Genomic DNA, 11,678 nt, shown 5'->3' with positions numbered 1-11,678 from the left:
CCCCGCCTTTCTGCGGCTAGCGGTCTGCGCGCCTCAACTTGACCTCGATCGAGTCGACGCGCTCCCCAAACAATACATTCCGCGACCACTGCGCCTGGAGGCCGGCTACGAGTTCCTGCACCCCCGCCGCATCAAGTCCGTCTTCGAGGTAGAGCACCACCTGCAGTTCCGGCCCCGCACCGCCGCCTGCAACCAAGGTTCCATCGGCGGCGCGGGCGGCCACTCCCCTGCCAGGCACCAGCTCGAGGTTCCGGACGGCGGGGAAACCTGCGGCTGCCCGGCCCATCTCCTGCGCGAGCTCCTCGTCCTTGTACGACGGGACCCACCCGTGCTGCTGTGCCAGGGCCCAGACCGCGGGCCGCCGCACCACGAACGTGAACCCGGAGCCCGGATCGAGGACCAGCAGTTCTGCGCCCTCCGCGACGGCGGAGAGCGCCGCACGTGCCGCGTACACCGCAACCGGCCTGGCCCCGGGGTGCCAGGCGGCCAGTGCCGCCGTTGAGGTGAAGGCGGGCATGGCTGTCCTGCCGTCGGCAGCCTTGAGGGTAACCAGGGCCATGTCCGCCTGTTTGTCGGAGTTCAGGCCGTGCGATCCCTCCGCTTCCTCGGCGAGCCGGGCCACGATGGGGATGAACACGCGGGCGGTGGCCAGCGAAGCCACCACGCCGGCTTCATCCCCTGTTCCTTCCCGCAAGGCCGCAACTGCGGCGAGGTAGGCGTCGCTGGCGGTTCCGTCGTCGTTCTCGAAGTTGTGGATTTTGGCATCGTCTCCGGCCAGGCTCCGACCCGCCCAGGGCTGGCCTGCAGAGTCCGCAGCGCCGCCGGCGCCCGCCAGCGCCGCAGCGATGTGCCCCGGCAGCTGGCGCGGGGACGGGGAGCCCGGTTCGTTGCTGGCCATGCCGGGCTGTTTAGCGGCGGCCGGCGACGTCGAGCGCTTCGGGCAGCGTAAAGGCCCCGGCGTAAAGGGCCTTGCCCACGATGGCGCCTTCGACGCCCAAGGGAACCAACGAGCGCAGGACGCGCAGGTCGTCGAGGCTGGAGATGCCGCCTGAGGCAACCACGGGCTTGCCGGTCTTTTCCACCATCTGGCGCAGGAGTTCCACGTTGGGTCCCTGCAGGGTGCCGTCCTTGGTCACGTCTGTGACCACGTAGCGGCTGCAGCCGGCTTCCTCAAGGCGGCCCAGGACGTCCCAGAGGTCCCCGCCTTCCTTTGTCCAGCCCCGGCCGGACAGCGTGGTGCCGCGAACATCCAGTCCGACGGCGATCTTGTCGCCAAAGCGTTCGATTGCCCGGCGCGTCCATTCGGGGTTTTCCAGCGCGGCGGTTCCCAGGTTCACACGGGCAACGCCAAGGTCCAGGGCCGCTTCAAGGGTTTCGTCATCACGGAGACCGCCGGAAAGTTCCACCTTGATGTCCAGCCGGCCCACCACTTCGCGGAGCAGTTCCGCATTGGAGCCGCGCCCGAAGGCGGCGTCCAGGTCCACGAGGTGCACCCATTCGGCACCCTGCTGCTGCCAGTTCAGCGCTGCCTCCAGCGGGGTTCCGTAGCTGGTCTCACTGCCCGCTTCCCCCTGGACCAGCCGGACGGCCTGGCCGTTGACGACATCGACGGCGGGCAGCAGTTCAAGAACCGGCAGGTCGGTTGCGGTGGTCATGTCAATCCTTCGGGTCGGGGTCAGTATGGCCAGCCGCCGGTCAGTTGCCCGGCAGCGTCAGCAGGTAGGCAGCGAGCAGCGACATGCCCGCCAAAACATAAAACGAAATCTGGGTCCAGAGCGGCTTGTGCTGCTGCCTGAAGGACAGGGCCCCGCCCACCAGCAGGCCGGCCAGCCCCATCAGGACGATGGACCACATCTAGGCGGCGCCGTCTTCCGCTGGAGCGCCGTCTTCCGTTGAAGGGACGCCGGCGGGGACCGGGCCGCCCGGAGCCGGCTTCTTGAGGTTCTGCACCCAGTTGCGCAGCAGCCGCGCGCCGGCGTCGCCGGACTTCTCCGGGTGGAACTGGGTGGCGCACAGCGGACCGTTTTCGACCGCTGCTATGAATGGTCCGCCGTGCTCGGACCAGGTGACCAGGGGTGCAGCCATGCGCGGCTGCACAACATCGAAGTTCCATTCCTGCACCCCGTAGGAGTGCACGAAGTAGAACCGCTCGTTTTCGACGCCGGCAAACAGCTTGGATCCCTCAGGCACCTTCACGGTGTTCCAGCCCATGTGCGGCACCACGTCAGCCGGCAGGAGTTCAACCTTGCCGGGCCATTCGCCGATGCCCTCCGCCTCCGTGCCGTGTTCGACGCCCGCCTCAAAGAGCACCTGGAGGCCAACGCAGATCCCCAGGACCGGCCGGCCGCCTGCCACCCGCCTGCCGATGAGGCGGATCCCGTCGACTGCTTTGAGCTCACGCATCACCGTTTCGAAGGCGCCGACACCGGGAACCACCAGGCCGTCGGCGTTCAGGACGTCCTCGGGCTTGGAACTCAGGATGACTTCCGCACCGGCGCGTTCGAGGGCGCGCACGGCGGACCGGACGTTACCGGAACCGTAGTCCAGGACCGTGACGGTGGGCTTGCCTTCCGGCGAGGGGAGTTTCCGGGAGGCCGAGGGATCGATGATGGCGCCGTCCTTCAGGACCTGTCCGCTCACAGCGCACCCTTCGTGGAGGGGATTCCTTCAACGCGCGGATCGGGTTCAACTGCTGCGCGCAGTGCCCGGGCGAAGGCCTTGAACTGGGCTTCGACGATGTGGTGGGGGTCCCGGCCCGCGATGACGTTCATGTGCAGGCAGATGCCGGCGTGCAGGGTGATTGCTTCGAAGACGTGGCGGGTGAGCGACCCGGTGAAGTGGCCGCCGATCAGGTGGTACTCCTGGCCGGCAGGCTCGCCGCCGTGCACCAGGTAGGGACGCCCGGACACGTCGACGACGGCGTGCGCCAGCGCTTCGTCCAGGGGAACGGTGGCTTCTCCGAACCGGCGGATCCCGGCTTTGTTCCCCAGGGCGGTGCGCAGCACTTCACCGAAGGTTATGGCTACGTCCTCCACCGTGTGGTGGACATCGATGTGGATGTCACCGGTGGCTTTGACGGTCATGTCGATCAGGGAGTGCTTGCAGAGCGCCGTGAGCATGTGGTCGTAGAACGGCACCGACGTGTCGATGTCCGAGGTGCCGGTACCGTCAAGGTTGATTTCCACGAGCACGGAGGACTCACTGGTGGCACGTTCCATGCGCGCGGTGCGGGCCGCAGCAACATTCGATCCGGTGGTACTCATGCTTGGGTCCTTTTGGGCAGAAGGGGTGGTTCGAGGCGTCCAGCGCCGGTTCATCCAGTCTAGGCGGGAAGCTTGGCCTGGCGGGCAAGGATGCTTTCAAGGGAGGTGAGGAAAGCTGTGGTTTCGGTCTCAGTTCCGGCTGTGACGCGGAGGTGGCCGGGGATTCCTACGTCGCGGACCAGGACACCGGCGTCCAGCAGTTCCTGCCACACCTGGTGGGGGTCCTCCAGGCCGCCGAAAAACACGTAGTTGGAGTCTGACGCGGCAGGCTTGAGTCCCATCCTGAGCAGCTCGGACACAATGCGGTCGCGCTGCTTCTTGATGTCCTCCACATCCGCCATCAGCGCCTCCCGGTGCCGGAGGGCGGCGAGGGCGGTGGCCTGCGTGATGGCGGAGAGGTGGTACGGGAGACGGACGAGCCGCAGCGCGTCAGCCACTTCGGGGGCCGCCGCCATGTAGCCGAGGCGGGCGCCTGCCAAGGCGAACGCCTTGCTCATGGTCCTTGAGACGATCAGCCGTTCCCGCCCTGGCAGCAGAGTCAGCGCACTGGGCGTTCCGTCATGCGCGAACTCGTGGTATGCCTCATCGACGATGACAATGGACTGGCTTTCTTCGCCGGCCTCGTAGACGGCTTCCACCACGTCCAGCCCGAGGCCGGTTCCCGTGGGGTTGTTGGGTGAGCACAGGAAGACGATGTTGGGCTGCAGCTCCTTGACCTGCCGCGCCGCCGATTCGGCACTGAGACCGTAATCGCCGGCACGCTCGCCCACAATGTATTCCGTGTCCGTTCCGCTGGCCAGCAGGGGATACATGGAGTACGTGGGAGGGAATCCGAGCGCTGTACGTCCTGGGCCGCCAAAGGCCTGGAGTATCTGCTGAAGGACTTCGTTGGAGCCGTTGGCCGCCCAAAGGTTGGATTCATCCAGCCCGTGCCCCAGGTACTCTGCCAACGCCTTCCGCAGGTCGGTGAATTCCCGGTCCGGGTATCTGTTGAGTCCTGCTGCCGCTTCTGACACCGCTGCGCTAATGGCCGCCCTGACGTCAGCCGGAACCCCGTGGGTGTTTTCATTCACGTTCAGGAGGATTGGAACGTCCAACTGGGGCGCGCCATAGGGCGTAAGCCCGCGGAGGTTGCTGCGAAGGGGAAGCCGGTTCAGGCGCTCTAGCTGGTCATTCACCTGAACAGTTTAGTGCCCGGGCCGGACACCGGAAAATGTGACGGTTTCCTGTTCGCTCCCGGCGTGCCGCGCCCTGCCGCCCGTGGAGAGGCAAAATGCCGGGTCCTAACTTGCGGGCACGAACAATTGCTGGCCGGGGAAGACCGCGCCGGCCGGGAGGTTATTGAGAAGCACGATGTCCGCCACGACGTCCCGCGGATCACGCTCCGGTGCGACACCGGCCGCAATGCCCCACAGTGACTCGCCAGGCTGGACCGTGACTGTGACAGTGGGCGTCGTTGCAAGATCCGTCGCAGACTCCGACGCCTTGGCCGGGGCATTGAAAAAGCCTGCCAGCGAAAGGAGCAGGGCAGCGAGCAGGACCAGCGGAATGCCGATCAGCACGATGCGACCGCGACGGGTCAGGCGAAGGGGCGGAAGAGGCGCAGGCCGTCCGGCCTGCCGATTGTCCGCCTGGGACAGGATTTGCTGCACCGAAAGCAGCTGGTGGCGTGAACCCCGCGAAACAGATGTAGCTGACATGATCTGAGCCCTCCTGGACCGTACTGTGCTGCCCGGACGTCCTCCCCTCCGCCCCCGGCCGGACCTTTTCCGACGTAGTCTTCGAATGACCAGGGCAATGAGTAGAACATATATTCGAACTTTGCTTTCTCTGTTTTAGCACCTATCAACGAACATTGTCGAGACTCGCTAGAACAAATGTTTGAAAAAGCAATGCGGCTGGCCTAGCTTTGAACCAAAGAACAACCACCTGGACAGTCGATCAGCAGGGTCTGACATTTAGGGGCGGGAACTTCCAGGGCATGGCCATGGAGAGGGCCGGCGGAACCGAAAGGCATTGGCGAATATGGCAGCAGCAGCCGCCGGGGGCAGGGCAACCGCGCAACCGAAGAGGACCGCCAAGGGCCTGACTCCACGGCAAAAGAAGATCCTCGAAACCATCCAGCGCTCGGTCAACGAAAACGGGTACCCGCCGTCCATGCGGGAGATCGGCGACACCGTGGGACTGGCGAGCCTTTCGAGCGTGACGCACCAGCTTTCCCAGCTGGAGAAGCTTGGCTACCTCCGCCGCGACCCCAAGCGGCCGCGGGCCATGGAAGTCCTGATGCCGCTGACCCTGGACGGCGGAGCCGCAAAGCCGGCAAGCCAGGCGTCCGCCGTCCGTTCACCCGGTGCAGCGACTGTCACCGAACTGCCCACCGCCCTGGACACGGCGATGGTTCCCCTGGTGGGCCGGATCGCCGCAGGCGGCCCCATCCTTGCCGACCAGCTGGTGGAGGACGTGATGCCGCTCCCCAGGCAACTGGTGGGCCAGGGGGAACTGTTCATGCTTCGGGTAGCCGGGGATTCGATGGTGGATGCAGCCATCTGCGATGGCGACTGGGTTGTGGTCCGCCGCCAGCAGGATGCGGCCAACGGGGATATCGTGGCCGCGCTCCTGGATGACGAAGCCACCGTCAAGACATTCCGCCAGCGCGACGGCCACACGTGGCTGCTCCCGCAGAACACCCAGTACGAGCCCATCCTCGGAGACCACGCCACCATCATGGGCAAGGTTGTGTCGGTACTCCGCTCGCTGTAGCAGGGAAACTCCGTCCGCTACAGCGAGACGGCCTCAGGCGTTTTCCCGGGCCAGCCGCTCCAGGGCGGCAATCGCCGTCTTCCGGTCTGTTGTGGACCAGAAGGGCGGCAGCGCCCCGCGCAGGAACCCTGCATAGCGTTCAGTGGCAAGCCGGGAGTCAAGCACGGCCACCACTCCCCTGTCGCCCGTGGAACGGATCAGCCGGCCTGCCCCCTGGGCGAGCCGGATCGCGGCGTGGGTGGCCGAAACCGACATAAAGCCGTTTCCACCTGCCTGGGCTACTGCCCGTGAGCGCGCCGTCATGAGGGGATCGTCCGGCCGCGGAAACGGGATGCGGTCTATCACCACAAGCCGGCACGAGCCGCCGGGGACGTCCACGCCCTGCCAAAGGGACATGGTCCCGAACAGGCAGGTATCGGGCTCGTCGGCGAACTGCTTTACCAGGCCGGTCATGGTGGAGTCACCCTGGCAGAGGACGGTCATCCCCAGCTTGGGGCGCAGTGCCTCGGCCGCTTCCTCTGCCGCACGCCGGGACGAGAACAAGCACAGCGCCCCGCCACCGGAAGCACGGATCAGGGCTTCCAGTTCGTCCAGTGCTTCCGGGGAAGCACCCCTGCCGGGCTTCGGCAGGTGCCCGGCCACGTAGAGGATGCCCTGCTTTGGGTAGTCGAAGGGTGATCCCACGTCCACGCCTGTCCAGCTCGGGGCGCCGTCACCCACCAGGCCCAGTCCGCCCGCGGCAGGTTCAAACGCGGAACCGATGGCCAGCGTCGCGGAGGTCAGCACCACCGTGTGGCCGGCGAAGAGTCCTTCGCGCAGCCTCCCGGCAACGGACAGCGGCGCGATGTTGATCAACGCAGGAGCGGTCTCGTCCGGCGGGGAGAATCCCTGTGCAGGGTCAAAGGAACTGGCACGGGAAAACCACACCACTTCGCGGTTCTCCCGGGCTGCCAGGAGCCGTTCACAAAGTTCCAGGATGAGCAGCAGCCGCGACCGCGCGAGCTGCCTGCCGCCGTCGGCCGTGGCGCTGCTGTCCCCCTTTGAATCCGAGAGGGCAGCCCGGCAGGCGTCCCGCAGCTGGTCCACGCAGTCCAGCTGTTCATCATTGAGCCCGTTCGGGAGCAGCCCGTTCGGCACGCCTGCCAGGGCAAGCTCCAAGTTGGCGGCTGCGGCGTTCAACGCATCAACGGTGATGGCCGTGTGCTTCCGCGCACCGGCGGCAGCGGCGTGGACCATGGCCACCGAGAGCTGGCCGGAGACCGCCCCGGTAACCCTGTCCTGGAGTTCATGGGCCTCATCCACCACCACCACGTCATATTCAGGCAGGACGGCCAGGCCTTCGAACGCGCTGACGGCGAGCATCGCATGGTTGGTGACCACAACATCCGCTTCAGCAGCGTCCTGGCGCGCCAGTTCGCTGAAGCATTCCGCAGCCATGGGGCACTTCTGGGAGCCCAGGCACTCCATGGACGTCACCGAAACCTGCCGCCAGGCACGGTCCGTGACGCCCGGCAGCAGTTCATCCCGGTCGCCGGTGGCGGTCTTCTCCGCCCACTCCCGCAGCCGCACCACCTCCTTGCCGAGCTGGGACGAGGGGCCGCCCACGGCTGCGGCGAAATGCGGGACGCTGGTGTCCTCGCCCAGGCTGAAAAGCTGGCCTTCGGCCGGCTCCTCGCTGGGGAAGCCGCCTTCCAGCTTGTGCCGGCAAACGTAGTTGGAGCGGCCCTTGACCAGGGCCACTTTGACCGGCCTGTCCAGGGCGGGGGTGATGGCCTTGAGCAGCCGGGGCAGGTCCCTGCCCACAATCTGTGTCTGGAGGGCCAGGGTGGCCGTTGACACCAGGGCGGGCTTGTTGCTCTGCAATGCATGCGCGATGAGGGGTATGAGGTAGGCCAGGGACTTGCCGGTGCCGGTCCCCGCCTGGACCAGCAGGTGGTCCCCCGTTTCGATGGCGCGGGCCACCTGCCTGGCCATCTCATGCTGGCCGGCACGGCTTTGCCCGCCCATGCCCGCCACGGCCCGGTCGAGCAGTTCGATCACGAACTGCTCGCCGGCCGTTTCCGTGGCTTCTCCTGCCACGGCCTCAGTCATTGCTGACGAAGGGTTCCAGTTCAGCCGCGAAGCCTTCCCGGACCATCACGACGGCCCTGGTGCCGGCTTCAACGTGGTCGACGCTGATGATCTCGGCGTCGGAGTCGTGAAGCTTGCTGATCAGGTCTCCGCGCTCATACGGGATGAGCAGTTCCAGCTTGACGCCGGGCCGGGGAATGGCGTCGCTGATTGCCTCCAGCAGTTCGGCGATGCCTTCCCCCGTGCGGGCCGAGACCACCACGTGCCGCGGCTCGCGCTGCTTGAGCCGTTCCACCACGAACGGATCAGCGGCGTCGGCTTTGTTGAGCACGATGATTTCGGGCACCTTCCGGGCATCCACCTCGCTGAAGACCTTGCGGACTGCGGCGATCTGGCCCTCGGGATCCGGGTGCGAAACGTCCACCACGTGCAGGATCAGGTCCGCGTCCGCAACTTCCTCGAGCGTGGAGCGGAACGCTTCCACCAGCTGGGTTGGCAGTGAACGGACGAACCCCACGGTGTCGGCCAGGGTGTAGCCCAGGCCGTCCGCGGTTTCCGCTTTGCGGACGGTGGGATCCAGGGTGGCGAACAGGGCGTTCTCCACCAGGACACCGGCGTCGGTCAGGCGGTTCAGCAGCGAGGACTTGCCCGCGTTGGTGTACCCGGCAATCGCTACGGACGGCACGGCATTACGACGGCGGTTGGCCCGTTTGGTCTCGCGGGCCGGCTTCATCGCGGCGATCTCCCGCCGCAGCTTGGCCATCCGTGTGCGGATCCGGCGGCGGTCCAGCTCGATTTTTGTCTCACCGGGACCACGCGAACCCATGCCGGCAGCCGCGCTGCCCACCTGGCCACCGGCCTGGCGGGACATCGACTCACCCCAGCCACGCAGGCGCGGCAGGAGGTACTCCAGCTGGGCCAGCTCCACCTGGGCCTTGCCTTCGCGGCTCTTGGCGTGCTGGGCAAAGATGTCCAGGATCAGGGCTGTCCGGTCGATGACCTTGACCTTGACGATGTCTTCCAGGCCTCGGCGCTGGGAGGGAGCGAGCTCGGCATCCACCACCACGGTGTCCGCGCCGGTGGACGCCACGATGTCCCGGAGCTCCAAGGCCTTGCCCGAGCCGAGGAACGTTCCAGGATCCGGCTTGTCGCGCCGCTGGACCAGCCCGTCCAGGACCTCGGAACCGGCAGTTTCTGCGAGGGCTGCGAGCTCCCGCAGCGAGTTCTCGGCGTCGGCCAGGGTCCCCTCGGACCAGAGCCCGGCCAGGACCACGCGCTCAAGGCGCAGCTGCCGGTACTCAACCTCGGTGACGTCTTCGAGTTCGGTGGAAAGCCCGGCCGTTCGGCGCAGGGCGCGGCGTTCCTCAAGATCCTGCTGGTCGCCGTCGTACGTTGTGTGTTCTTCGTCCAGGCGGGAAATCGCCTGGGCTTTGCCGAGCATTGCCTTCCCGTCCCGGCCCTCGTCACCGCCGCCTGGCGCGCTGAGACTCCTGGCCGGTACGTCCTTGGAGAGAATCCGGTCGATGACAGCTTGGATTTCCGCAGGACTCATGTCCTGGGCGGCTGGATCTGATCCGGTGTTGGGCTGGCTGGTCATGGTCTCCTTTGAAGATTCGGCAGTTCCAGAATAGTGCCGAATGCCGGTGATTGGTGAAGTATTCGCGCTGGGCTGACGGCCTGCGGTCATCCAAGCCTCCTGGCTTGTTGGGCCGGGCGCTGCAGGAGGCGGCGCCGGCGGAGATGCCACGACTCAGATTCGTGGCGGACATGGAAACAGCCGGAAAAACGGCGGGAAGTCCAGCGGAGGCTGACCTTCGAGTGTCGTCCGGCGACCGGAAAACGCGTTCTGCGTTCGGCCCGGTGCACGCAGCGGAAGGTGGGAAAACCTGCATCGCTGGGTGGGACATGGCTTCGGGACGGGCTGGGCCCGTGCCGGCTACTCAAAGATCAGGAACATGCTCTCCAGCGTAGCAGAGGGCCACACGCGGCAGTTTCCCTTTACGCTGCAAGGGGAACTACTCTGGCCAGTTATGGAGTCCGCACATTATTTCAGCGCAACGCCCGCCGGCCCTTTTACCCGCAAGCCGCTGACTGTCGAACTCGCCGGGCAGACGCGCAGGCTGCAGACTTCCACCGGCATCTTCAGCCCGGACGGGATCGACAAGGGCACGGCCATCCTCCTTGCCGAGGTCCCGGCCCCCGCGCCGCAGGGAAACCTGCTGGACATCGGTTGCGGCTGGGGCCCGATTGCCCTGACCATGGGGCTGAAGTCGCCCTCCGCCCGGGTCTACGCAGTGGATGTGAACGAGCGCTGCATCACGCTGACGAACGAGAACGCCGCCGCGCTGGGACTGGCAAACGTCACCGCCAGTACCCCGGAAGCGGTGGACCCGGAGGTGCGCTTTGACACCATCTGGTCCAATCCGCCCATCCGGATCGGCAAGGACGAGCTCCATTCACTCCTGAAGCTGTGGCTGCCCCGCCTCGCGCCGGGCGGTACGGCGTGGCTGGTGGTACAGAAGAACCTGGGGGCCGACTCGCTGCAGCGCTGGCTTGCCGGGGAGCTGGACGACTCCTTCAGCGTCAGCCGCGAATCAACGTCCAAGTCCTTCCGGATCCTGAAGGTCAGGAAAGCGTCCCGGTTGCCACAATAACTGCCGGGCCGCTCAGCTCAACGTGTTCATGGCCCGCCGGGCCGGCGAAGAACTTGACGCCAACCACCCCGCCGGGGACCTGGACGCGCCAGGTGTCGGGGGCTTCCGCACCTGCCCAGTGCCGAATGGCCACTGCGGCGGCGCAAGCCCCGGTCCCGCACGACTGGGTCTCCCCCACCCCGCGTTCATGCACGCGCATAGTGACTGTGCCGACGCCGTCGTGCACCAGGGGTTCCGACGGAACCACGAACTCAACGTTGGTTCCGTGGGCCGGGACAGGGTCGACCACGGGCGCTGTGAACAGGCGGGTTGCCGTGAGTTCCGACAGCTCCGCCAGGGCCACGACAGTGTGGGGGTTGCCCATGCTGACGGAGAGGGCAGGGCGGGGAACTTCCAGGCCTTCTGCGGTGACCAGTGAATCCATCGCCTTGGCTGTGGCTTCCCCGGGGAAAATGAACTCCCAGGGCCCCATGTCCACGGCGTAGTCTTCGCCTGTCCGCACCACGGTCTTGACGCCGGCGCGCGTGCCGATGGTGAGGGCCCCGCCGTCGGGCAGGTCAATCAGCCCCTCCGTGCGGAGGAAGTGGACGAAGACGCGGACGCCGTTGCCACACATCTCGGACAACGAGCCGTCACCGTTGCGGTAGTCCATGAACCATTCGGCGCCCGGGGCCGTGGCGAGCAGCTCACGGCCCTCCGGCAGGAAGCGCGACGGAACGGCGCGGATGAGCCCGTCGCCGCCGATCCCGCGGTGCCGGTCGCAGAGCGCTGCAACGTCGTGGGCGGATATGGTGTGGACACCCTCGGGATCGGCCACCAGGACAAAGTCGTTGCCGGTGCCGTGTCCCTTGGAAAAGCGGAGCCCGCTCAGGGTGCGGAGGGCCGGCTCGGTGGTTTCTGCGAGGGTTGCGTCCATGTTTCCAAGGGTACC

General features: G+C 66.6%; 12 protein-coding genes. 2 read left to right on the top strand and 10 right to left on the bottom strand.

Features of this window, described 5'->3' with window-relative positions; genetic code table 11:
* Nucleotides 1-16: 16 nt before the first annotated feature.
* The 7 genes from ACQ3DC_RS19420 to ACQ3DC_RS19390 form a co-directional block, all read right to left on the bottom strand.
* Nucleotides 17-898 (bottom strand): SseB family protein, encoded by an 882-nt coding sequence (locus ACQ3DC_RS19420; protein ID WP_430752977.1) that lies wholly within the window; start codon nt 896-898, stop codon nt 17-19.
* A 10-nt stretch (nt 899-908) separates the two neighbouring features.
* Nucleotides 909-1,655 (bottom strand): bifunctional 1-(5-phosphoribosyl)-5-((5-phosphoribosylamino)methylideneamino)imidazole-4-carboxamide isomerase/phosphoribosylanthranilate isomerase PriA, encoded by a 747-nt coding sequence (gene priA, locus ACQ3DC_RS19415; RefSeq protein ID WP_157238574.1) that lies wholly within the window; start codon nt 1,653-1,655, stop codon nt 909-911.
* 40 nt (nt 1,656-1,695) lie between these two features.
* Nucleotides 1,696-1,854: a hypothetical protein gene (locus ACQ3DC_RS19410; RefSeq protein WP_197432389.1), complete on the bottom strand. Its 159-nt coding sequence runs from the start codon at nt 1,852-1,854 to the stop codon at nt 1,696-1,698.
* On the bottom strand, nt 1,855-2,640 hold the full coding sequence (gene hisH, locus ACQ3DC_RS19405) for an imidazole glycerol phosphate synthase subunit HisH (RefSeq protein ID WP_321215877.1): 786 nt from the start codon (nt 2,638-2,640) through the stop codon (nt 1,855-1,857).
* Nucleotides 2,637-3,263: an imidazoleglycerol-phosphate dehydratase HisB gene (gene hisB, locus ACQ3DC_RS19400; protein WP_066274905.1), complete on the bottom strand. Its 627-nt coding sequence runs from the start codon at nt 3,261-3,263 to the stop codon at nt 2,637-2,639. Before hisB ends, hisH begins: the two co-directional genes overlap by 4 nt.
* Nucleotides 3,264-3,322: 59 nt before the next feature.
* Nucleotides 3,323-4,441: a histidinol-phosphate transaminase gene (locus ACQ3DC_RS19395; RefSeq protein ID WP_321215876.1), complete on the bottom strand. Its 1,119-nt coding sequence runs from the start codon at nt 4,439-4,441 to the stop codon at nt 3,323-3,325.
* Between the two features lie 105 nt (nt 4,442-4,546).
* A complete protein-coding gene (locus ACQ3DC_RS19390) occupies nt 4,547-4,963 on the bottom strand; it encodes a LysM peptidoglycan-binding domain-containing protein (RefSeq protein WP_430752976.1) in 417 nt (138 codons plus the stop codon).
* A 325-nt stretch (nt 4,964-5,288) separates the two neighbouring features.
* Here ACQ3DC_RS19390 and lexA point away from each other — a divergent pair, with 325 nt between their 5' ends.
* Nucleotides 5,289-6,023, top strand: a complete 735-nt coding sequence (gene lexA / locus ACQ3DC_RS19385) for a transcriptional repressor LexA (RefSeq protein ID WP_321215875.1) — start codon at nt 5,289-5,291, stop codon at nt 6,021-6,023.
* Nucleotides 6,024-6,056: 33 nt separating this feature from the next.
* Here the strand turns inward: lexA and ACQ3DC_RS19380 are convergent, their stop codons facing one another.
* Together ACQ3DC_RS19380 and hflX are read right to left on the bottom strand one after the other, a co-directional pair.
* Complete coding sequence (locus ACQ3DC_RS19380; protein WP_157238577.1) at nt 6,057-8,114, bottom strand: ATP-dependent DNA helicase; 2,058 nt, start codon at nt 8,112-8,114, stop codon at nt 6,057-6,059.
* The gene (hflX, locus tag ACQ3DC_RS19375; RefSeq protein ID WP_157238578.1) at nt 8,107-9,690 is read right to left on the bottom strand and encodes a GTPase HflX; all 1,584 of its coding nucleotides are present in this window, start codon (nt 9,688-9,690) and stop codon (nt 8,107-8,109) included. Before hflX ends, ACQ3DC_RS19380 begins: the two co-directional genes overlap by 8 nt.
* Before the next feature lie 433 nt (nt 9,691-10,123).
* Between hflX and ACQ3DC_RS19370 the strand changes: the two genes are divergently transcribed.
* Entirely contained in the window at nt 10,124-10,747 is a 624-nt protein-coding gene (locus tag ACQ3DC_RS19370) for a class I SAM-dependent methyltransferase (RefSeq protein ID WP_421092808.1), read from the top strand.
* On the opposite strand, the gene dapF is transcribed toward ACQ3DC_RS19370, so the two are convergent.
* Nucleotides 10,719-11,663 carry a diaminopimelate epimerase gene (dapF, locus tag ACQ3DC_RS19365; RefSeq protein ID WP_430752975.1) on the bottom strand — a complete coding sequence of 315 codons (945 nt, stop codon included), beginning with the start codon at nt 11,661-11,663 and terminating at the stop codon, nt 10,719-10,721. The two genes, ACQ3DC_RS19370 and dapF, sit on opposite strands and share 29 nt — an antisense overlap.
* Nucleotides 11,664-11,678: the final 15 nt, after the last annotated feature.

The organism is Paenarthrobacter sp. NEAU-H11, from assembly GCF_050573415.1.
In the GTDB taxonomy this organism is placed as follows: Bacteria; Actinomycetota; Actinomycetes; order Actinomycetales; family Micrococcaceae; genus Arthrobacter.
This window is presented reverse-complemented; position numbering and strand designations above follow the sequence as displayed.